The sequence below is a fragment of the Dyella koreensis genome (assembly GCF_044904565.1).
GTDB classification, from domain to species: domain Bacteria; phylum Pseudomonadota; class Gammaproteobacteria; order Xanthomonadales; family Rhodanobacteraceae; genus Dyella_D; species Dyella_D koreensis.
Genome location: NZ_JADIKD010000011.1, coordinates 313,083 through 335,337, shown reverse-complemented (window position 1 = coordinate 335,337; position 22,255 = coordinate 313,083). Strand labels below are relative to the sequence as shown.

Below are 22,255 nucleotides of genomic sequence, written 5' to 3'. Positions count from 1 at the left end.
TCGTCCACATGAAGCCGACGGCCGCCGCGCTGTCGGTTTTGTGTCTTACCTGAGCCTGGGGCGGGTCGCAGGGGGGTGTGTGAACTTGAACATAAGTGGAAATGGCCTGGCCGGTCTGAAGGTCATGGTTATCGATGACTCAAAAACCATTCGCCGTACCGCGGAAACCTTGCTGAAGAAAGAAGGTTGCGACGTGCTTACGGCCGTCGACGGTTTCGAGGCACTGGCCAAGATCTCCGACCAAAAGCCCGCCATCATCTTCGTCGACATCATGATGCCGCGCCTGGATGGTTATCAGACCTGCGCGCTCATCAAGAACAACCCTCAATTCCGCGGCACGCCGGTGATCATGCTCAGTTCGAAAGACGGGCTGTTCGACAAGGCGCGTGGCCGCATCGTGGGTGCGGAACAATATCTGACCAAGCCGTTCACCCGAGACGAGCTGCTTGGTGCCATCCATCGACATGTCAGCACGGTGTAAGACCGGCGACTACAGGGTCTGAGGGGGACCTGTGGCCAATATTCTCATCATTGACGACTCGCCGACCGACGTGCGCGTGTTCACCACGCTGCTCGAACGGGCAGGGCATACGGTCGGCTCCGTCGGCAACGCCGAGGAGGGCATCGAGCGCGTGCGCGCCGAATTGCCCGCCCTGGTCATCATGGACGTGATCATGCCCGGCATGAACGGTTTCCAGGCCACGCGCACCCTTACGCGCGACCCGGTGACCAAGGATGTGCCGATCGTGATGATCACCACCAAATCCATGGAGACCGACCGCGTATGGGGTCTCCGCCAAGGGGCGCGCGCCTTCATCACCAAACCGGTGAACGAGAAGGAATTGCTCGCCTGTATCAACGACCTGCTGCCCAGCGCGGCCTGAGGCGACGAATGAGCCAAGCGCTTACCCCGTTCGAGATCCTCGCCCGCTACGAACGCCTCTCGCTGGTACACGCCTCCGATACGCCGGAAAAGCTGGAGGCCCCGGGCCTATGGCGCGGCATCGGTTACCGCGTGGGCAGCCGCCTGTTCGTCAGCGGCATCGACGAGATCAGCGAATTGCTGGCCGTGCCGGTACTCACGCCAGTGCCCGGCACCCAGTCGTGGCTGCTCGGCGTGGCCAACGTGCGCGGCAACCTGGTGCCGGTGATCGACCTTGGCCGCTTCCTGTTCGGCGAGCGCACCCTGCATTCCGAGCGCAGCCGCCTGCTGGTGGTGCGCCAGGGCACGGGCAGCGTCGCCTTGCTGGTCGACGAAGTCTTCGGCCAGCGCACGGTGGACGCGGAGCAGCGCAGTGCGGCGGAACGTGAAGACGATCCGCGCCTGGCGCGGTTCGTCGACGATCGTGTGGGAGAGCCCCGGCTGGCGGTATTCAGCATGGGCCGGCTGGTGCGTGCACCGGACTTCCGCCAGGCCGCGGCCTGAGGCGTAAGCCCGACAGTTATGTAGGACCGGTGCCGGGACGCGGCCGGGAATAGCGGTTTTCGGGGGCAAAGCTCCTGCCATCGCCGGTATCGCCGGTGAGGTCGTAGACGGGTGAGGTAACGAACATGAGCACTACAGGGGGCGTCGGCAAGGAGCGGGGCTATACCGGCCTCATCGTCTTGCTGCTGGTCGCGATCGGTTTTGCGGCGCTGGATTTCTTCATGCTCAACGCGAAGAACAGCGAGGACCGCCAAGCTATCGCGCTGACCACACAGATCCAGGTGCTGTCGCAACAGACAGCGAAATATGCCCTGGAGGCGTCCGACGGTAATGTGGACTCCTTCAAGGAGCTGGAAACCAACCGCAACGCGATCGACTCGGCGGTGCAGCGCCTGAACAAGGGCGACACCAAGAGCGGCATGCAGGCTTATGCCGACAACAGCGCCTCCCCGGCCGGCCGTGCGGTGTCCGCGCTGAGCAACGCCTGGAAGCAGCTGGACGCCGATATCGGCAAGATCCTTTCCAACAAGGCACTGGTGCTCGATTCCGCCCAGCGCGCCGGCACCCTGGCGCGCGAACTGCCCTTGCTCAACTCGAGCATGGAGCAGGTGGTGAACATCCTGCAGCAGCGCGGCGGCAGCGCCGAGCAGACCTACACCTCGGCCCGCCAGATGCTTCTGGCCGACCGTATGATCCGCCGAGTGCAGGAAGTGCTGCAGGGCGGCGACGCCTCGCAGCCCGCCGCCGACGGCCTGTCCCGCGACGGCCAGCTCTACGGCAGCGTGCTCAAGGGCCTGCTCGAAGGCAATACGGAAGTCGGCGTGCGCTCCATGGGCGACGCAAACGCGCGCAAGATCCTCACCGAAATGCAGTCCAAGTGGGGCGACGTGCAGGATCCGGTCGCCAAGCTGGTCAGTGCTGCAGGCAACCTCACCGACGTGAAGCGCGCCGGCAACCAGGCCTCGCTGGATTCGCAGAACGTGCTGCTGCGCGCGAACGAACTCGCCGACCAGATCGGCAAGCTGCCGTTGCGCCGCCTGTTCCCGAACGTGTGGTGGGGCGTGCTCGGCGCGATCGGCGCGGTGGCTTTCTCACTGCTGCTCGTCGTGACCCTCGTGCGCGACCAGCGCCGCCGCTTCCAGGATTCGGCCGAGCTCAACCAGCGTAACCAGGAGGCCATCATGCGCCTGCTGGACGAAATGGGTTCGCTCGCCGAAGGTGACCTGACGGTAAAGACCACGGTGACCGAAGACATCACCGGCGCCATCGCCGACTCGGTGAACTACGCCATCGACGAGTTGCGCACCCTGGTGACCACCATTAACGAGACCTCCGAGCAGGTGTCGTCCTCGGCCCAGGAAACGCAGACCACCGCGCGCCATCTGGCCGACGCGGCGCAGAGCCAGGCGGCACGTATCAGCACGGCGACCTCGGCGATCAACCAGATCGCCAGCTCGATGGATAGCGTGTCCAAGGACTCCGCCGAATCGGCCGACGTGGCCGAGCGCTCGGTGAAAATCGCTTCGCACGGCGCCGAAGTGGTGCGCGAGACCATCTCGGGCATGGACTCGATCCGCGACCAGATCCAGGAAACCTCGAAGCGTATTAAGCGCCTGGGTGAGTCCTCGCAAGAGATCGGCTCGATCGTGGAACTGATCAACGACATTGCCGAGCAGACCAACATCCTCGCCTTGAACGCAGCCATCCAGGCGGCCTCGGCGGGTGAAGCGGGCCGCGGTTTCGCGGTGGTGGCGGACGAAGTGCAGCGCCTCGCCGAACGCTCGGCGAGCGCGACCAAGCGAATCGAAACGCTGGTGCAGGCGATTCAGTCCGATACCAACGAAGCGGTGAACTCGATGGAGCAGACCACCGCGGAAGTGGTGGCCGGTGCCCGCAAGGCGGAAGACGCCGGTAGCGCACTGGGTGACATCGAGCGCGTGTCGCATGACTTGTCCGCGCTGATTCAGAACATCTCCACCGCCGCGCGTCAGCAGTCGGTGGCGGCGACGGACATCTCGCAGTCGATGAACGCGATTCAGGAAATTACCTCGCAGACCTCGCAGGGCGCGAGCCAGACGGCCGACTCGATCGGTTACCTGGCGCAGCTGGCCAGCGATCTGCGGCGTTCGGTGGCGCACTTCAAGCTGCCTGGTTAAGGCAGCCTGATGAGACAACGGTGTGAACCTGCCTTACACGTTGAGGCAGGTTCAATGACAGGGGGGCAACCTCGACGGTTGCGTGACGCATGTTGCGTAGCCGCTGAGAGAGGCGCATGAGACTTCAAGACCACATCGATTTCACCACCCTGCAGTGGGTCAAGCCCGAGCTCGACGAGACTCTGGCGATAGCCCGCGAGGCGCTGGAGTCCTACGTCGACAACCCGGGCAACCGCGATGTCATGCGCGCCTGCGCCGACCACTTGCATCAGGTGCAGGGCACCTTGCGCATGGTCGAGCTGTACGGCGCCGCGCTGGTCGCCGAGGAGATGGAAACGCTCGCCATCTCCCTGATGGAGGACCATGTCGCCCAGCGTGAGGAAGCCTATGCCGCGATGATGCGCGGCCTGATGCAGCTGCCCGACTATCTGGAACGCCTGTCCGGCGGCCATCGCGACGTGCCAGTGGTGTTGCTGCCGCTGTTGAACGATCTGCGTGCCAGCCGCGGCCAGCAGGCGCTGCACGAATCCGCGCTGTTCTCACCCAACCTCGAAGCTGTGCTGCCGGACCACGCGCCGGCGGCAATGAATCAGGACGAAGCCGAGCGCGCGCACGGTCAGATCGCCGAATTGCGCCTGCGCTTCCAGCAACAGCTGTTGGCCTGGTTCCGTGGCCAGTCGCCGGAACATCAGCTGGCGGCGATGGGGCAGACGCTCGACGGTATTGCCGCGCGTTGCTACAGCATTCCCGGTCGCCGCCTGTGGTGGATTGCCGCCGGCGTGCTGGAAGGTTTGCAGCAGGGCACGCTGAAGAGTCAGGCTGGCGAAGTGCGCCAGTTGATCGGCAAGGTTGATCGCAGCATCCGCCAGCTGATCGAACAGGGCGAATCCAGCATGCGCGGCGGCGACGCCGACGAGCTGGCGCGCAAGCTGCTCTACGTGGTGGCGCAGTCCAAGCAACGCAGCCCGCGTATGGACCAGCTCGCCCAGGCCTACAGCCTGGATGCCTTGCTGCCCGATGCGAGCGAACTGGAGCACGCCCGCGGCTCCATGTCCGGCCACAACCGTGCCTTGCTCGATTCCGTGGCGAAGGCATTGAAGGACGACCTGCTGCGCGTGAAAGAGGCGCTGGATCTGTTCCTGCGCCAGACCGAAGCCGATCCGGCCCAGCTCACCCAGCAAACCGAAATACTTGAGCGCGTCGGCGACACCCTGGGCATGCTCGCCCTGGGCGTGCCGCGCCGCGTGGTCAACGAACAGCGCCGCGTGCTGGAAGAAATCGCCAGCCGCATGCGCGCACCCGACGAAGAGTTGTTGCTCGACGTCGCCGGCGCGCTGCTCTACGTCGAAGCCTCGCTGGACGACCACATCGAAAGCCTGGGCGCCGACGAGGAAACCGCCAGCGAAGCGCCGGTCAACATGCTGCCGCGCAGCGAGGCGCGCCACATTCTGGCCACGCTGATGCAGGAGGCCACCGCCAACACCGGCAAGGTGAAGGAAGCCATCGTCGCCTTCGTCGAATCCGGCTGGCACCACCAGGAACTCACCGACGTTCCCGGCCTGATGGACGAAGTGGCCGGCGCCATGCGCATGCTCACCGCGCCGCGGCCGGCCGAACTGGCCGAAGGCATCGGCCGCTTTGTCGGCAATGAATTGCTCAGTGACCGCCGCGTGCCGACCAGCGCGCAGATGGATCACCTCGCCGATGCGCTCGCCGCGCTCGAGTATTACCTCGAAGCCGCGCGCGAACACCGCGGCGGCCTGGAACATATTCTCGACGTCGCCGAGCACAGCCTCAGCACGCTCGGCTACTGGCCGCCACCGCCCGCGCGCACCGTCCTTGCGGACATCGAAGAAGTCGCACCGGCGCCCACGCCCGCACTCCACGTCGTGCACGATTTCACCGGCGAACCGGAGCTTTCGGAAACCGTCAGCCTGGCCCATGGCGCCGATCTCGGCAGCCTGGTGGTCGGCGAAGCGGCCACGCCGATCCCGTCCGCGCATGACCTGGCCGGCCTGAAACTGGTCGATACGGAGCACGTCACCGCACAGACCGGTGGCAGCGACGAAGACGACTGGGTCGAGATCGAAGAAGAGATTGTCGAGCAAGTACCGGTAGCCGGTGCCGTAGGTGCCGATGCCGGCTTCCATCTCGGCGCGGAAGGCATCGACGACGACATCCGCGAAATCTTCCTGGAAGAAATGCAGGAGGAGATCGACAACCTGCGCAGCGCCCAGCAGACCTGGCTGACCGACCCGCAGCAGATCGAGGCACTCACTCCCATCCGCCGCTCCTTCCACACGCTCAAGGGCTCCGGCCGCCTGGTCGGCGCCTCGGTGCTGGGTGAGTACGCGTGGAAGGTCGAGAACATGCTTAACCGCGTGCTCGATCATTCCATCCAGCCGAACGAGAACGTGCAGGCGCTGGTGCGTCACGCCATCGAGGCGCTGCCGCCGCTGCGCGCCGCGCTGATGGGCGAGAGCATGCCCGGCAACGTGCAGCTTGCCGCGATCATGGATACGGCCGAGCGCCTCGGCGCCGGTCAGGAAAACGCCAGCATCGCCGACCACGCACCGGCCGCCACCGAAACGGTACGCCGCGTGGTGAAGCGTCGCGTGCCGCGCGTGAATGTCGCCGCGGATGCGATTCCCGCCGCCAGCCTGGCCTCCATCGAGACCTCGCCGGCACCGGCCGTGGAACCGCAGCGCGACGTTATCGCTGCGCCGGTGATGCCGCCGGTGGACCCGGTGCTGCTGGAAATCCTGCGCAGCGAAGTCGCTCAGTACCTGCAGACCATCCGCCACGCGATCAACCGCGTGAGTGGCGAACTGCGTATCGACGATGGCTTGCTGCGCGCTGTGCATACCCTGCACGGCGCCATCGCGATGGTCGACATTCCCGTGCTCACCCAGCTGCTATCGCCGCTGGAAAGCCTGCTCAAGCGCCTGCGCGCCGCGGGCGAGCCGCTGTCGACGGAAGGCGTGAACCTGCTTGGCAAGAGCGCCGACGCGGTCGATCACATCATGACCCAGTTCGACGCCGAGCATCCGCAGTTGCCGGATCTCGACGTGCTGATCCAGCGCATCACCGAACTGCGTGACGGCCAGCCCGAGCCGCAAGTCGCACACGTGGTGTTTGAGCCGCTCGTCGACGATCTGGGTGCGGATACCGCAGAAGACGAAGGTGCCCTGGCCGCCGCGCTTGACGCTGCGATGCCGGTGCACCCGGCCGAACATGAAGCCATCGAACCGGTCGCTGGCGAAACGCCGGTGGTGCATGCCGAGCCGGTCACTGACGACTTCACCGCGGAGCTGATGGCTGCGCTGGGCGAGTTCGACGCCGAAGCCGGCGTGCCGGACGTTGGCGCTGTCGATGAAGAGGCCCTGCACGAAAGCGTTGCTGCCACACCGGCCGCGACGCAGGAAGATGAGGATGATTTCGCCGCGCTTTACGGCGACCTGATCGACGAGCCGTTGGAGCCGACCATCGAGCTCCAGGCGCCGGAAGACGAAGCGCCGGTGCATCACGAAGAAACCGCGCATCACGTTGCCGCGCAGGCCGCCGATGAGGCTGTCGAAGCACCGCACTCGCTGCTCGATGCTACTCACGTCCCCGACGTTGCAGTGGAAACGCACGTGCCGGTGGAAGAGCCGGCAGCCGAGATCGTTCACGAGGCGCCGACCGAGGAAGTCGACACACACGCCGCATCGGTGGAAGAGCCAGCGCATCCAGTCGTGGAGCCGGTGGCCGAAGCTGTTCACGAGACACCGGTCGAAGAAACCGTTGCATCTATCGCGCCGGTCGAAGCCGAAGCCGAGCCCGTCGCCAGCGAATACGCCGCCACCTGGACCAACAGCCAGATCGACCCCGATCTGCTGGAAATCTTCATCGAAGAAGCGCGCGAAATTCTCGACCACTCCGACAGCGCGCTGGCGCAGTGGCGTGCCGAGCCGAGCGAGCTGGAACACATGGCCAGCGTGCAGCGCGATCTGCATACGCTGAAGGGCGGTGCGCGCATCGCCGGCATGGTGCCGGTGGGCGACCTGACCCACGCGATCGAAACCTTGCTGGAAAGCCCGGTGGGTCACGACCCGTCGCGCGTCGGCGATCTGATCGGTGCGCTGGAATCGGGCTTCGACCAACTGCACGTGCTGGTGCAGCGCGTGTCGCAGGGCCGCGGTATTGAATACCCGCAGGCGATGATCGACCACTTCCTTGGCATGGCCGGCGAAACCGCCAGCCTGGCGGAGGAGCACGTCGTCGCCAAGGCGCCTGCAGAACAGATCGATCTGCCGGAATTGCTGCCGGAAGAGGGTCAGCAGGACGACGCGCGCGCCCCGCAGGAACAGATCCGCGTCCGCGCCGAACTGCTCGACACCCTCGTCAATCATGCCGGCGAGGTGGCGATCTACCGTTCGCGCCTCGAGCAGCAGGTAGCCGGCTATCGCTTCAACCTGGTCGAGCTCGACCAGACCGTGCAGCGTCTGCGCAGCCAGCTGCGCATGATGGAAATCGAAACCGAAGCGCAGATCATCGCGCGCTTCCAGCGCGAGCATCGCGAAGCCGGCTTGTCGGTGTTCGATCCGCTCGAGCTGGACCGTTACTCGCAGCTGCAGCAGTACTCGCGTGCGCTGGCCGAGTCGGTATCCGACCTTGTGCAGATCCAGAGCATGCTCGACGAGCTGACGCGTCAGGCGGAAACCCTGCTGCTGCAGCAGTCCCGCGTGAGCTCCGAACTGCAGGATGGTCTGCTGCGCACCCGCATGCTGCCGTTCGACACCATGGTGCCGAACCTGCGCCGCACGCTGCGTCAGGCTGCGCAAGAGCAGGGCAAGGGCGCCCAGCTGTTCGTGGAAGGCGCGCACGGCGAAATGGACCGCAACCTGCTCGACCGCATCAAGGCGCCGTTCGAACACATGCTGCGCAACGCCGTAGCCCACGGTATCGAATCGCCGGAAGAGCGCCGCAAGGCAGGTAAGCCGGCCGAAGGTTCGGTGCGCATCCGCGTGGCGCGCGAAGCTACCGAGGTGGTGGTGCGTGTTACCGACGACGGCCGCGGTCTTGACCGCGAGGCCGTGCGCAAGCGCGGTATCGAACGTGGCCTGCTGCGCGCCGACGCCAAGCCCAGCGACGACCAGTTGCTCGCCCTGATCACCCAGCCCGGCTTCTCCACCGCCAGCAGCGTGACCCAGCTGGCCGGCCGCGGCGTAGGCATGGACGTGGTGGCCAACGAGATCAAGCAGCTCGGCGGCTCACTCGCTATCGAATCGCAGCAGGGTCAAGGCACCACTTTCGTGCTGCGCCTGCCGTTCACCCTCGCCGTGACCCAGGCCATCCTGGTGCGTATTGGCGAGGCGACCTTCGCCATCCCGATGACCTCGGTGCAAGGCGTGGCGCGCATCAGCCCGTCCGAACTCGCCGAGCGTCTGGCCGAGCCGGAGCCGTCGTTCCAGTATGGCGGCGAGCAATACGGTATCCACGATCTGGCCGAGCTGCTCGGTATCCAGCCGGGTCATCCGGGCGACGAACAGCTGCCGCTGCTGCTGACGCGTGCGGGCGATCTGCGCGCCGCGATCCGCATCGACGCCGTGATCGGCTCGCGCGAAATCGTGGTGAAGTCGGTTGGCCCGCAGATCAGTTCGGTGCCGGGCATTCTCGGCGCGACCATCATGGGCGATGGCTCGGTGCTGATCATTCTTGATCTCGCCCCGCTGGTGCGTCATGGCATCGTGCGCCGTCAGGAGCGCCTTGCCGAAGGCCTCAGCGCGGTGCAGGCGCCGGTGGTGGAAGAAGTACGCGTGCGGCCGCTAGTCATGGTGGTCGACGACTCCATCACCATGCGCAAAGTCACCGGCCGCGTGCTGGAACGTCACGAGTACGAAGTCAGCACGGCAAAGGACGGCGTGGACGCGGTGGAGAAACTCCACGAGCGCGTGCCGGACCTGATGCTGCTCGATATCGAGATGCCGCGCATGGACGGCTTCGAACTCGCCACGCACATGAAGGCCGACCCGCGCCTGCGTGGCGTGCCGATCATCATGATCACCTCGCGTACCGGCGATAAGCATCGCCAGCGCGCGTTCGACATCGGTGTGGACCGCTACCTCGGCAAGCCGTATCAGGAAGCGGAACTGCTGATGCAGATCAGTGAAGTGCTGGAACAACGCGCCTTGCAGGATCAGGCCATGGAGTCGGCTAATGGCTGAAACGGCACCAGCAGTCGCACTGCTGTTCGATGATGCAGAGCTGGGTGCCCATTTGCGCGAAGCCCTGCACGAACGCGGGGCGCGGATCGTCCACGAAGGTACGCTCGCCACGCTGAGTCGCGACACGCTGGTCAACGCCGGCGCGCAGGTCGTCGTGGTCAATCTGGACGACGAAGCCGCCGATGCGCTGGATCATCTCTATGACGTGATCGATGGCGACCAGCCGCGCGTGGTGTTCAACGACGCCCAGGCCAGCCGCAAGCTGGACGGCTGGGACCGCGCCCGCTGGGCGCGCCACCTCGCCGTGAAAGTGCTCGCCGAAGGCGACATCGATCCGCCACGCCCGCTCGACGCCCCGGCTTTCGAGCCCCCCATCCACGACCCCTTGCCCGTGCACGAACCCGCGCCCGCGCACGCCTCTGTAGGAGTGCACCCCCGGATCGAGTCCGGGGCAGGCTCTGTGCGCGAAATCCCTACGGAGCATGACGCCGCAGCGCTCGGTCGCCCACAGGGTGGGCTCCTACAAGAAGTTGAACCGATAGCGCCGCTAGCCGCGCTGGACGCCGTCGAACCCGAACCTACCGTCGAAGTCCTGCTATCCCCCGTCCACGGCGACGCCGCCGAAGAATCGGAAACCCTCGCCGCCGAGCTGGAAGCCCTGCTCGCCGCCGACGAAGGCGCGCCGGCTGAAGACGAGTTCGGCAGCGGCCTCAATTACGACATCAGCGAACATCAAGAGCTGCATGACGGCCACTTCGGTTCGGACATCCTGATGACCCAGGGCCCGGCACCGTTGCCGCCGCCACCGCAAGCCAACGTCGAGTCGGCCTCGCGTCCGGCCTTCCAGCTTGACCATATGGCGTTGACGCCACTGGACGACAACTTCCTGCCGCCGCTGGATACGCCCATCACCGTTGAAAAAGTCTCGCCCGCACAGGCGCTGCACACCGGCTGGTCGCTGGTTGACGATGACGCAGCGTCGGTGGCGCAAACCAGCGACGCACCGAAAGACTTCGGCATCGAAAAGATGAGCGCTGCGGATTACCTGGCGCCGGAAGGTGGCGACGCTAACGAATCGATCATCCGGCCAGGCATGACTCTGGAGCTGGTCTCCATCGAAGAAGCCATCGCGCCGCAGAACATGGATTACAGCCACGAAGTGCACCTTGGCGAGCTGGAAACCGCACTAGGCCGCCTGCTGCTGCTGGGCGCCACCATGGACAGCACCGACTCGGTGTGCGCCTTCCTTGCCGCCTTGCCCGCCAGCCTGCGTATGACCGTGCTGCACACCCAGCACCAGGGCGGCATCTCCGCCGACGATCTGGTGGAGCGTCTTTCAAAGCATTCCGTCTTGCCGGTGCGCGTTGCCAGCCACGGCATGCGCGCACGTCCTGGCGAAGTGTTGGTCGTGCCCGCCAGTCGCCACGTGCGCCTGCTGCGCGACGGCCGCATCGAATGCGAAGCGGTGGAAGTCTCGTCGTTCCAGAACCCCTCCATCGATGCCAGCTTCACCACCGCGGCCAGCGTGTTCGGCCGCGACGCGGTAGCCATCGTCTTCGCTGGCCACGCTACTGATGCGGTAGCAGGCGCGCAGGCCGTGCACGACCGTGGCGGCAAAGTGTGGGTAGAACAAACCATGGGCGAGCACTACGGCGACATGGTGCACGGAGTCGAGGCCGAGCGCCTCGCAGGTTTCTCAGGCACGCCATTTGAACTGGCGGCACGTTTGGTCGAGGAGTTTTCGGTGGAGGCACAGCGATGAGCGAGCAACCGTTACCGCGCGAAATTCGCTGCGTACTGGTCCCGGTAGGCAACCTGCGCCTGCTGCTACCCAACGCCACCGTCGCCGAAGTCATCACCCTGCCCACACCCGAGCCGGTGGAGAGCGCACCCGATTGGCTGCTCGGCCGCATCGCCTGGCGCGGCTGGCGCGTACCGCTCGTCTCCTTCACCAAACTCGCCGGCGCGGAAGAGGGCGACACTTCGCTCAGCATGCGTGTCGCCGTACTGAAAGCACTCGGCGGCCACGCCAAACTGCCGTTCGTCGCTGTCGTCACCCAAGGCTTCCCACGCCTCACTACGCTCAATGCCGAACTGATCATTCCCACCCACGACGGCACGCCGTTGCCGCCGGGCGTCAAGGCCGAAGTGCTGGTGCGCGATGACGTGGCGGTGATTCCGGATTTGGAAGGGATCGAAGAGCAGCTTGTCGAGATGCTTGATTTGGCGAGCTGAGAACCGCGGCGCCTTCATGGCGTCTGCCATGGACGGATGCAAGTGACATGACTGCGGAATGGGTGCTGATAACTCGGGCGGGTAGCCAAAACTGCTTATGCTTCCGTGTCTTTGATCTATTGATGGAGTTCAGGGTGCTCTGCGGTTCCCGCTGAAGCTGCCGAAGACATTTCATGTCCATCGGTCGCTGGTTTGTAGAGTTTTCGGAGGCGCTTCGAATTCCGCCGCACGCATAACAGTGCGCTCGCTATGACAAGGCTGACAGATTTGCGACGCCCATCGTAAGGGGGCGCTTCTATACGCAGCCAGTAGGACTTGATAGCGTTCAAATCTAACGGGCAGGGCGGTGATAAGTGGTGGCTTCATCTTTTAGAGCCAAATGAACTTAGCCTTTTCCTTTGAGAGCTAAAACCACCAGGGAGAAGGTAGTGAAATTAGTCGCCGTTAGCTTGTTATGGGTGATGCTTTTCTGGTGCGGTGTGGCGTCGTCACAAGCGCACTACTATGGACCTCCCTACATACTCTCAGGTACCTACTGGGCAGATGGCCTGTACGAGACGCTTGGTGACGCAGAGCAGAACTGGTGGAAGGGATACGGCTACTACTGGGATCGTTACTACGGCTACAAAGGTTCTTTGACGGACTGGTGCGCATACACAGTCAAGTATCGCGAGCCTAATGACTATAGCTCTGAGGCTGCAGGTTTCTCTCCCAATGGGTTCTGCAGTGGTGGTAACCCTGCTTATGCAACCGCTTATGCATACGAGCCTGGCAAAAATTTAGGATGCCCAACGTGCAGCGAACTTGTTGCTGGTGATCCGATCAACCTCGGTACCGGTAATGAATACCGTGAAGAAACGGATATCGCGTTGCCAGGAGGACTGGGCTTTCATCGCTATTACAACAGCCATGCGGCGACCGTCTCGTCACACTTAGGGACTCGCTGGCGCCATACCTTTGATCGAAGTATTGAGTTTCTCGCCAGCGACGGGTATGCGGCTGTCAGGGTATATCGCGCTGACGGAAAGCAGATTCGTTTTAAGAAGATTGATGGTGACTGGGTGGCCGATCCGGATATCGCAGATCGGCTAACTGAAATTGATGACGCGCATTCGAATCTCGTTGGCTGGCGTTACTTCTGCGTATCCACTAGACAGACGGAGTCCTACAACGCACAAGGGTTAATGATATCAATAGAGCATGGGGATGGAAGGATCACCACCCTATCTTATAGCGATGCGACGACATCGCCTTCCGTAGCGTCTAGGGCTGGCTTGCTGATTGAGGTTATAGACCCTGTTGGTCGGCAGTTAAACTTTGTCTACAACAGTAATGATCAGATAGTGCAGGTGGCTTTGCCTGGTGGTGGGTTGCTGGGTTATGGCTACGATGCGATAGGCAATTTGAGCCAAGTTACATATCCTGATTCATCCGTGCTTGGCTACAAATATGGTGAGGCGGACCATGTGGCCGTTAGTCTGCCTAGTGCGCTGACAGGCGTGATCGACGAACGGGGTGGGCGGTATGCGGACGTTCGTTATGATGCTCAGGGGCGCGCTGTCTCCTCTTTGCTAGGCGGGATTAGTGAGCTGACTCAGGTTACTTATGGAGCCAATGGCGTCGTCACTGTCCAATACCCATTGGGTGTTCAGGCGCGCCTTACAAGCGTTATTCCTAATGGTGCATTGCGATTTGGTCAGAGCAGTCAACCTTGCTCGCCAAGCTGCAACCTAGGCTTTGCCACGGTCGTTTATGACGCCAACGGTTACCCGTCATCCGCGACGGATTTCAATGGCCACGTCACTCAATCCACCTATAACGCTCAGGGCCTCCCTGTCACACAAGTTGAAGCTTCGGGCGAAGCCGCACAGCGCACGACTTCAACAAGTTGGGATACAGCTAACCGTGTCCCGCTGACTCGTTCGATCGCTGACGCAAGCGGCGCGGTACAGACTCGCACGGCTTGGGTCTACAACGCCCGCGCCCAGGTGACGGCCCGCTGCGATATTGATCCCGTGGTAACGGGTTACACGTGCGCCACTACCGGCACGCCGCCCGCACGGGTCCGCCGCACTACCTACACCTACTGCGACGCCGTCGACAGCACTCAATGCCCCCTCGTCGGCCTGCTGTTGAGCACCACTAGTCCACGCACTGATGTCAGTAGCACGATGAGCTATGGCTACTACCTCACCACCGACGAGTCCGGTTGCGGTACCACCGGTGGCGCTTGCCATCGCGCCGGTGACCTCTACCAAGTCACCGATGCTCTCGGCCACGTCACCACCATGGTGGCCTACGACAAGAATGGCCGCGTGGTACGCCAGAAGGACACCAACGGTGTCATCACCGATCTGACCTACACCCCGCGCGGCATGCTGCAAACGCGAACCGTGCGCGCCAACGCGAGTGGCACACCATCGGCCGGCGATGCCACCACCACCATCGCCTACACCCCTTACGCGGCAGTGCAATCGATCACCGACCCCGATGGCATCGCCGTCACCTACACCTACGACCCCGCCCACCGCCTCACCGACATCACCGACGCCCTGGGCAACCGCATCCGCTACACCCTCGATGCGGCCGGCAATAAAACCAAGGAAGAGACCTTCGACACCGGCGGCACGCTACGCCGCTCGCTGGCCCGCACCTACAACACCCTGGGCCAGCTCACCGGCATCAAGGATGGCCTGAGCCGCACGGTGTTCGACGCCAGCTTCTCCAACAGCTACGACGCCAACGGCAACCTGGTGCGCAGCGCCGATGCGCTGGGCATCCAGCGCAAGCAGGGCTACGACGGTCTCAACCGCCTGGTCAGCACGCTGGACAACTACAACGGCACCGATACCGCCACCCAAAACACCCAGAGCGTGTTCGCCTACGACGCACGCGACCAGTTGCTGGGCGTGGGCGATCCGGATGGCCTCAACACCACCTACGACTACGACGGCCTGGGCAACGCCACCGCCGTGCACAGCCCGGACACCGGCACCACGCAAGTGGTTTATGACGCCGCCGGCAACCGCACCCAGACCACCGACGCCAAGGGCACGGTCAGCACCAGCACCTACGACGCCCTCAACCGCCTCACCGCGGTGAGCTACGCCGACGCCACGCTCAACGTCGCCTACCACTACGACGAGCCCGGCACTGTCACCGGCTGCGTGGGCTCCCGCCCGGTGGGCCGTCTCACCCGCGTGATCGAGACCGCCGTCAGCACCACCTACTGCTACGACGCGCGCGGCAACGTGGTGCAGAAGCGCCAGACCCAGGGCACCCAGACCGACACCACCGCCTACAGCTACACCCTGGCCGACCGCCTCGCCAGCACGCTCACACCGGGCGGCACGTCCATTCAATACAACCGCGACGCCGCCGGCCGCATCAGCAGCGTCACCGCACTGCCGCCCGGCACCACCGGCGCTGGGGCCGGCAACGTCGTCACCAACATCAGCTACCTGCCGTTCGGCCCCATCGCCAGCTACACCCTGGGCAACGGCCAGACCATCACCCGCAGCTACGACGCCAACTACGCTCTCACCGACGTCACCAGCCCAGCGCTCAACCTGCACTTTGCGCGGGATGCGATGGGCAACCCCACGGCGTTGGGCAATGCACCGGGGGCCAACCCGGCCATTGAGACGTACAGCTACGACCCGCTGTATCGGCTCACCGGACTGAAAGATGCCAGCGGTAACGCCATCGAGAGCTACACCTACAGCAAGACTGGGGATCGGTTGAGCAAGACGGCGAGTGGGCTAGCCACAGGCACGTACGGCTATCAGAGCGGGACGCACTGGTTGACCAGCATTGGGAGCAGCGCGCGCACCTACGATGCCAATGGCAACACCACGGGGAGTGCGGCGGCAGGCGAGACCTTTGGCTACGGCTACAACGGACGTAACCGCATGACGGTGGTGCAGCGGAACAATCAGACCGTCGCCACTTACAGCTACAACGCGATGGGGCAGCGGGTGGCTAAGAACAGCACCTTCCCGCAAACCGTCAATCAGCGTTTTGCCTATGACGAAGCTAGTCAGTTGATTGGCGAGTACGGCACGACGAATCGTGACTACATCTGGTTGGGTGATCTGCCGGTGGCGGTGGTCGATACCGCAGGCACCACTAGTACGGTGAGCTATGTGCATGCCGATGGGCTGGGTACGCCGCGCGCCGTCACCGATGCGACGGGTGCTGCGATTTGGCAGTTGAGCTATCAGGGCAATCCATTTCAGGAGCAGCTACCGACGTCGAGTGCGGGGTACGCATTCAATTTGCGTTCGGCGGGCGAGTACTACGACGAAGAAAGCGGCTTGAACAGCAATGGCTATCGAATGCGCGATCGCTATACATGGCGCTTCTTGCAAAGTGATCCGATAGGTCTGATCGGAGGTATCAGTACGTATGCTGCTGTCGGCAACAATCCGCTGCGGTATGTTGATCGAGACGGATTGCAGGTCGCTGGGACCGTCAATAACGACGCAGTGAATTGGGAGCAGAGGGCGGATACCAATGGGGCGATTCTTGCGTACTTGCTTTTTGGAGTGAACGTTAATCAGCGTAATCGGCCTGGTGATGATTCCATCCAGTCGATCGTTACCCCATTTGAGTTTATGGCGGCAGCCAAGATGATGAGTGGAGTCACGACTGCCTCCATGGCCGTCTGTCGTGGAAGCGGCGCGGCTTCGGGGCTTGGAGACTTAACCAACGCAGAGGTAGATGCGATACAAGGGGTCGTCAACAAAGCAGGAAGGCCACTGGAGATAGTGGGCTCCGCGGCAAGGGGCAGCAGGCGCGGAGTTGGAACTAATTTTCCGATAGGAAAAGGCGCGGGTACGCGAAGCGATATTGACTATATCGCTCCTCCAGGTAGCTTGCCGTACTACGAGGGTCTTCAGGGTGGATTGCCATCTATTGATCCGGCCACAGGAATGATTCCGGGGTTGGCAAACCCCAATATCGGGCCATCAATTCGTTTTGAGCCATTTGCGCCGCCATACGCGTCGCCAGGAGGTTGATATGTTGCATCGCTACTGGTTTAGGTTGTCCAGCACCAGCACGCCTTCGGTGCTAAATATTGGGTGTGGGATAACTGCTTATGACGTAGACGACGCCAAGAGCCTGCTGCGCGAGAAGATTTTTTCAGTGTTTGGAGCGAGAGATATTCTAGAGGTGATTGCTGACGTCGATGTCAATACTCTTGATCAAGGGCATGTGATACCGAATATGTCCACGCCATCGAATAGAGGGGTTTGGTTTCCGCAGTTGTAGCTGCCTGAACCAATGAGCCAAAACAGGCAAAAACAGGGGCGGGTTGAACTTTCGAGACCAATCAGCCAACAAGTGTGAGAGGCCTTTTGAAAGAAGTGCACCTCGCCTCCGAGTTCTCGCCTCGGTTCTTGGCCCTGTCGGAACTTCCGTCAGGCATTACGGTAAATTGGTAGTGACTCTGGTGGTGACTCCATGAGTGCAAGAAACAGCAACACGGCCATGCAGTCTGCTTTTGTAGCGGCGATGCTCTTGGCATCTGCGATAGTTATCGGCCTGCAGTTCTTATATACCGCGGGTCAGGTCTATCACATTGTCACTATGGCTTATAAGGCGGGCGGATTTATGCCGCACCTGATCAGCTTTGGAAGATTTGGCGTTTTTCTTTATCTGATCGTGGCTGTAGCAGTGGCAATCGGACTTTGGGTATTTATCAAGTATCGAGGTGGTGCGAGGAATGCGAAGACGGCGACATTGCTTCTCATCTTCTCGCTAGTAAGTACCATTGCTTTTGCTGGTTTGGTCGTCATGCCGTACTCGGATATTGTCTCTAGGTCTTGACTGGGCGAATGCCCTCGGCCGAGCCCTGGCGCGGGAGAGGTGGTGCTGGGTTCGCTTTTCGTGATGGCACTGACGTAGCCTCATCAAGGGCTGCGTCGGTGATCACCGCACCAATGCAGTGAAGAAGCGCGGGTCGCATGGGCTGCAACCCATGCGACCCGCTAACCACAACCAACTAGATGTTCAGGCGGATGCGGTTGTGTGGCCATTCTTACCTGACGAATATCCGCCAGAGGATGATGGCCGAGAAAACGAAAACAGGGGTCAGGTTGAACTTTCGAGACCAATCAACCGGCAAGGGTGAGAGTTGTTTGCAGAAGTGCACCCTGACCTCGGTTTTGTATGCCCAAACTTAGTGATGGTCGACAAGGAGTGCAGGACATGACGTCACGTGCGCGCTGGCTGTTGGCCGTCGGAGTGCTCTTGATATGCGTCGCGGTCTGCGCGCTGCTCTGGCAGCCGAGCGAGACTCGGCCTCCTGTGACCTTGATCGCGCATCCGGCCGCCAGGCGACCGACGCCGCCACATAACGTGGACGTGCGGCCGTTTAGTGATGATCAATTCAATCAGTTCCTGGCCGCCGCCCGACAGGCAGAGACGATTTCCGATCCGCTGCAGCGGTGCCTGGTCTACCCGGATCCCCCAGGGCTGACCTGGTCAAAGTCCGTAACCTCTGCGTACTGCCACTATCAGTTCGATCCGTGGGTGACACCGGACGACGCACGCCGGCTCATACAGGCCGGTCATGCAGAGGAATTGGACCGGCGTTTGGCCGAGGCTATGGAGGCACAGGCGTCAAAGCCAGGTGCGCAGGGGGCATTGGATCGTACGTTCAACATCGACTTCAGGAACGGGTCGGAGGAAGTCCGTTCACTCATGGACGCCTGGAAACGCCAGTTACCGGCGAGTCCTTTTGCTCTGGCAGCCAGCGGTACGGCTTACGTACAAATGGCGCAGCAGATACGCGGAGCCGACTACGCGTCGAAGACATCGCAAAGCTCCTTCGAATCGATGAGTCGCCTGCTGGAGCGCGCACGTGCAGACCTGGATCAGGCGGCGACGCTCAATCCGAAATTGACTCCGGCCTACACGGCGATGATTTACGCGGCTACGTTGGGAAGCGATGGTGCGTACGCAATGAGTGCGGCCAAGCGTGGCCTTGCTGCCGACCCGGCCAATTACACCATTTACGCGCGCCTGGTCTGGATGGCTCAGCCCAAATGGGGCGGGTCGGTGGAGGGTATGCAACGCATCATTATCAGCGCGCAGCACCACGCTGATAAGAACCCCTTACTTAAGTTGCTCGCGTCGGAAAGTAGTGGTGGCGAAGCTTATGTCGAGGACTGCAGCTGTGACACTGCAGCCGAGTTCAATCTGTACCGAGAGGTGTTTGCCGAGGCGGCACCGGTGGGTATGTTGATGAGCGGGGGATGGGCCGCTAAGAATCGCAACTTCCCCATGCTTTCGGTTATCTATCGCTCTCAGGTGCTCCGCTTTGATCCCAGTAAGCTAGACCACCGTGCAGGTCGCGCATTTGACCTGCCAGCGGTGGGTCAATCCGATTGGGCGCTTGCGGAGGGTAATGCACTTATCGCACTTAGCCCGCAGGATGAGAATGCATTCGAGGTGCGTGGCTTGGCGTACGAGTCAGCCGGAAATTTTTCTCACGCCGTCGACGACTACGAGCGGGCACTGCGTCTGAATCCAACGGACACGTGGACGCTGGTGAGACTTGGAGACATTTATGTGCGATCGACTCACGATTGGGATAAGGGTTGGGCGGTGGCCAATCGGCTTATCCAGGTGAGTCCAGACGATCCCCAGGGCTGGTTGCTTCGCGCGAGCATTCAGAAAAATCAGCCTCGAGACGGGCTCGATCAGACTGTCTCCGATTTTATCTCTCGATTCGGAAGTGATCCTGCTCAGCAAGGGGCAATGGCTCAGATGCGGGCGATGCAGCTTCGATAGTCGGTGGCATGACGAATGATCGATCCATCGCTCGCGCCATCGTGTCGCCCTATCGATCAACGCTCATCACGACGCGACTAAACCTGACAGACGCTCGCCGGGTCGCTTGCTACATTCGATCCATCATCGGTGTTATCTCGCAAGCGATGTCGCCGATGATCGCGACAACAACACGGTAGAAAAAACGCGGGCCGCATGGGCGGCAACCCATACGACCCGCTGACCAAAACCAACTAATCGAGAGTTGATGATGGCTAAGCCCGATCATACGGCATCCGCACGTCCCTACGTTTCACCTGCCAAACCTACCAATCCGCTTGGCCGTCCGTTCTGGATCGAAGCACTTGCTGCGGAGTCCGGGCAACGCGTTCCCGCCACGCTCGTCGGCATCGCGATGGGTCTGCACGCGCTCACGCGCATCCTCGCCAACAACGAAGCGTTACGTGATACCCAGGTGCACAGTCAGCGGGTCGAGCCCGGGCATTGGCCGTTGGATGCGCAGACGACCGAGGGTTTGTTTGCCGCGCTTTATGTGTTGAGCGAGCGTGCCGAGGTGTTGAGTCAGGCCTTGCTTGATGTGCCCGGGGGCGATGTGAACGAGCCATCCCGCCAGGTGTGAGTCTTTCTTATTGAGCAGCGGTAGCGTGCAGCTGCACACCAAGTGCGCGGGTCACTTTGAGGATGGTCGAGAAATCCGGGTTGCGTTCGCCTGACAGCGCTTTGTAAAGGCTCTCTCGCGATACGCCAGCATCCTTCGCGACTTTGGACATGCCTTGAGCGCGGGCGATGTCGCCCAGCGCCTTGGCGATGAAGGCGGCGTCACCGTCGCTTTCGGCAATGCAGGCATCGAGATACAGCGCCATCTCTTCCGGGGTGCGCAGGTGCTCGGCAACATCGTAGGAAACGGTTTTGAGTTTCTTGGTAGTCATAGCTGTTTCACCATGGCTTGAGCTCTGCGGATATCCGCTTGCTGAGTGGACTTGTTGCCGCCGCAAAGCAGGATGATGAGAACGTTGCCGCGCTGCGTGTAATACACGCGATAGCCCGGGCCAATATCGATTTTCAACTCAGACACGCCGCCGGTCAGGTGGCGCGACTGTCCCGGGTTACCGTCCGCCAAGCGTGCGATACGCGCTTGAATGCGGGCACGGCCCTCCAAGTCTTTCAGGCTATCCAGCCAGATGGCGAATTCGGCAGTCCGTTCGATCTTCACGACGGAAGTGTAGCCTACAGGATACATTTCCGCAATCGATTTATGGCGCTCTGCATGCCGCTGGACTTGCTCAAGCGACGGAGAGCGGCGGTGTATCGACAGAAAGCAGGAGGGCGGCTCCGTCATGCGGTGGCGGCGCTTTCTGACAGACGCCCAAACTTGGTAATCGCACGCTTGGCTTCCGCATCCCGAGCGCAAGCACCATGCCGCAGCTGCCATGTCTCGATCCTGTCGATGTTCCACAACGCTTCGTTCCGGCAAACGTCATGCAGCGATTCGTTCGATGGCTCCGCATACTCCACGCACTCTTGATGCTAATCGGGCTACTCGTCAGTCCGACCTGTAACGCGGGCAACAACACCGCGCCCGTGATGCTGGCGAATGTCTATCACGCGGGTATCAAGCTCGATGCGTATTGGGTGAGCGAAAAATACGATGGCGTGCGCGGCTACTGGGACGGTGAGCAGCTTCTGGCTCGCAGCGGCGCAGTGATCCATGCGCCCGCTTGGTTCACTGCGCATTGGCCCAGGACGCCGATGGATGGTGAGCTTTGGGCCGGGCGCGGAAAGTTTGATGTCGCGTCAGCCACCATTCGCCAGGAACCTGCTGACGATGCGGCTTGGCGGCGTATGCGCTTCATGGTGTTCGATCTGCCGGGGCATCCCGGGATATTTGATGAGCGCATTCCGGCGCTTCATGGGTTGGTTACTCAGCTGAACGTTCCGTGGGTGCAGGCGGTGCGGCAATACAAGGTGGCCGACGAGGCTGCGTTGGAGGCGGAGCTTGCTCGAGTAGTTAAAGAGGGCGGCGAAGGCTTGGTATTGCACCGCGGAGCATCGTTGTATCGCGCCGTCCGCAGCGACGATTTGCTGAAATACAAGCCGTATGAAGACGCCGAGGCTCGTGTGGTTGCGCATTTGCCCGGCAAGGGTAAATACGCCGGCATGATGGGGTCGCTGTTGGTGGAGATGCCCGATGGAGCGCAGTTTCGTCTTGGTACGGGGTTTACGGATGAGCAGCGCCGGCATCCGCCGGCTGTGGGGAGTCAGGTGACTTATCGGTTTCGTGGCATGACGCCAGCGGGCAAGCCGCGCTTCGCGAGTTTCCTACGGGTTCGGGAGTAAGCACCTTCCGGCGCGACCGGTGTGGGCTTATGTGGGTGTCGCGTGGCGTTTGTCGCCGCCTTAAGTGACTCGAACTTGACGCAGCTCAAGATGGG

16 protein-coding genes and 1 pseudogene are annotated in these 22,255 nt (G+C 62.2%); 14 read left to right on the top strand and 3 right to left on the bottom strand.

The annotated features are described in order from the left end of the window. Nucleotides 1–124 precede the first annotated feature (124 nt). The 7 genes from pilG (at nt 125) to ISS97_RS13525 (ending at nt 12,023) form a co-directional block, all read left to right on the top strand. Complete coding sequence (gene pilG, locus ISS97_RS13555) at nt 125–481, top strand: twitching motility response regulator PilG (protein WP_114238650.1); 357 nt, start codon at nt 125–127, stop codon at nt 479–481. A 31-nt stretch (nt 482–512) separates the two neighbouring features. After that, complete coding sequence (locus ISS97_RS13550) at nt 513–884, top strand: response regulator (protein WP_090450845.1); 372 nt, start codon at nt 513–515, stop codon at nt 882–884. A gap of 8 nt (nt 885–892) precedes the next feature. Continuing rightward, the gene (locus ISS97_RS13545; protein WP_379984033.1) at nt 893–1,426 is read left to right on the top strand and encodes a chemotaxis protein CheW; all 534 of its coding nucleotides are present in this window, start codon (nt 893–895) and stop codon (nt 1,424–1,426) included. A 125-nt stretch (nt 1,427–1,551) separates the two neighbouring features. After that, nucleotides 1,552–3,582, top strand: coding sequence for a methyl-accepting chemotaxis protein (locus ISS97_RS13540; protein ID WP_379984032.1), 2,031 nt, complete (start codon nt 1,552–1,554; stop codon nt 3,580–3,582). A 116-nt stretch (nt 3,583–3,698) separates the two neighbouring features. Next, nucleotides 3,699–9,788 carry an Hpt domain-containing protein gene (locus tag ISS97_RS13535; protein WP_379984031.1) on the top strand — a complete coding sequence of 2,030 codons (6,090 nt, stop codon included), beginning with the start codon at nt 3,699–3,701 and terminating at the stop codon, nt 9,786–9,788. Beyond that, nucleotides 9,781–11,550: a chemotaxis protein CheB gene (locus tag ISS97_RS13530; protein ID WP_379984030.1), complete on the top strand. Its 1,770-nt coding sequence runs from the start codon at nt 9,781–9,783 to the stop codon at nt 11,548–11,550. The genes ISS97_RS13535 and ISS97_RS13530 overlap by 8 nt, the downstream gene beginning before the upstream one ends. After that, complete coding sequence (locus ISS97_RS13525; protein WP_379984029.1) at nt 11,547–12,023, top strand: chemotaxis protein CheW; 477 nt, start codon at nt 11,547–11,549, stop codon at nt 12,021–12,023. The genes ISS97_RS13530 and ISS97_RS13525 overlap by 4 nt, the downstream gene beginning before the upstream one ends. A gap of 779 nt (nt 12,024–12,802) precedes the next feature. Here the strand turns inward: ISS97_RS13525 and ISS97_RS13520 are convergent. Then, on the bottom strand, nt 12,803–12,934 hold the full coding sequence (locus tag ISS97_RS13520) for a hypothetical protein (protein WP_379984063.1): 132 nt from the start codon (nt 12,932–12,934) through the stop codon (nt 12,803–12,805). Here ISS97_RS13520 and ISS97_RS13515 point away from each other — a divergent pair. The 6 genes and pseudogenes from ISS97_RS13515 to ISS97_RS13490 form a co-directional block, all read left to right on the top strand. After that, a pseudogene (locus ISS97_RS13515) lies at nt 12,893–13,003 on the top strand (DUF6531 domain-containing protein); the annotation flags it as partial. The gene ISS97_RS13520 and the pseudogene ISS97_RS13515 overlap by 42 nt on opposite strands. Nucleotides 13,004–14,011: 1,008 nt before the next feature. Beyond that, nucleotides 14,012–17,044 (top strand): RHS repeat-associated core domain-containing protein, encoded by a 3,033-nt coding sequence (locus ISS97_RS13510; RefSeq protein ID WP_379984061.1) that lies wholly within the window; start codon nt 14,012–14,014, stop codon nt 17,042–17,044. A 1-nt stretch (nt 17,045) separates the two neighbouring features. Then, nucleotides 17,046–17,297 carry a hypothetical protein gene (locus ISS97_RS13505; protein WP_379984028.1) on the top strand — a complete coding sequence of 84 codons (252 nt, stop codon included), beginning with the start codon at nt 17,046–17,048 and terminating at the stop codon, nt 17,295–17,297. Between the two features lie 192 nt (nt 17,298–17,489). Continuing rightward, on the top strand, nt 17,490–17,855 hold the full coding sequence (locus ISS97_RS13500) for a hypothetical protein (protein WP_379984027.1): 366 nt from the start codon (nt 17,490–17,492) through the stop codon (nt 17,853–17,855). Between the two features lie 381 nt (nt 17,856–18,236). After that, nucleotides 18,237–19,823 (top strand): DUF4034 domain-containing protein, encoded by a 1,587-nt coding sequence (locus tag ISS97_RS13495; RefSeq protein WP_379984026.1) that lies wholly within the window; start codon nt 18,237–18,239, stop codon nt 19,821–19,823. Nucleotides 19,824–20,073: 250 nt separating this feature from the next. Continuing rightward, entirely contained in the window at nt 20,074–20,442 is a 369-nt protein-coding gene (locus tag ISS97_RS13490; RefSeq protein WP_379984025.1) for a hypothetical protein, read from the top strand. A 7-nt stretch (nt 20,443–20,449) separates the two neighbouring features. Here ISS97_RS13490 and ISS97_RS13485 read toward each other — a convergent pair whose 3' ends face one another. Then, nucleotides 20,450–20,752 (bottom strand): addiction module antidote protein, encoded by a 303-nt coding sequence (locus ISS97_RS13485; RefSeq protein WP_379984024.1) that lies wholly within the window; start codon nt 20,750–20,752, stop codon nt 20,450–20,452. Then, nucleotides 20,749–21,162, bottom strand: coding sequence for a type II toxin-antitoxin system RelE/ParE family toxin (locus tag ISS97_RS13480; RefSeq protein ID WP_379984023.1), 414 nt, complete (start codon nt 21,160–21,162; stop codon nt 20,749–20,751). The genes ISS97_RS13485 and ISS97_RS13480 overlap by 4 nt, the downstream gene beginning before the upstream one ends. A gap of 77 nt (nt 21,163–21,239) precedes the next feature. On the opposite strand from ISS97_RS13480, the gene ISS97_RS13475 reads away from it, so the two are divergent. Continuing rightward, nucleotides 21,240–22,160 (top strand): DNA ligase, encoded by a 921-nt coding sequence (locus ISS97_RS13475; protein ID WP_379984022.1) that lies wholly within the window; start codon nt 21,240–21,242, stop codon nt 22,158–22,160. Nucleotides 22,161–22,255 lie beyond the last annotated feature (95 nt).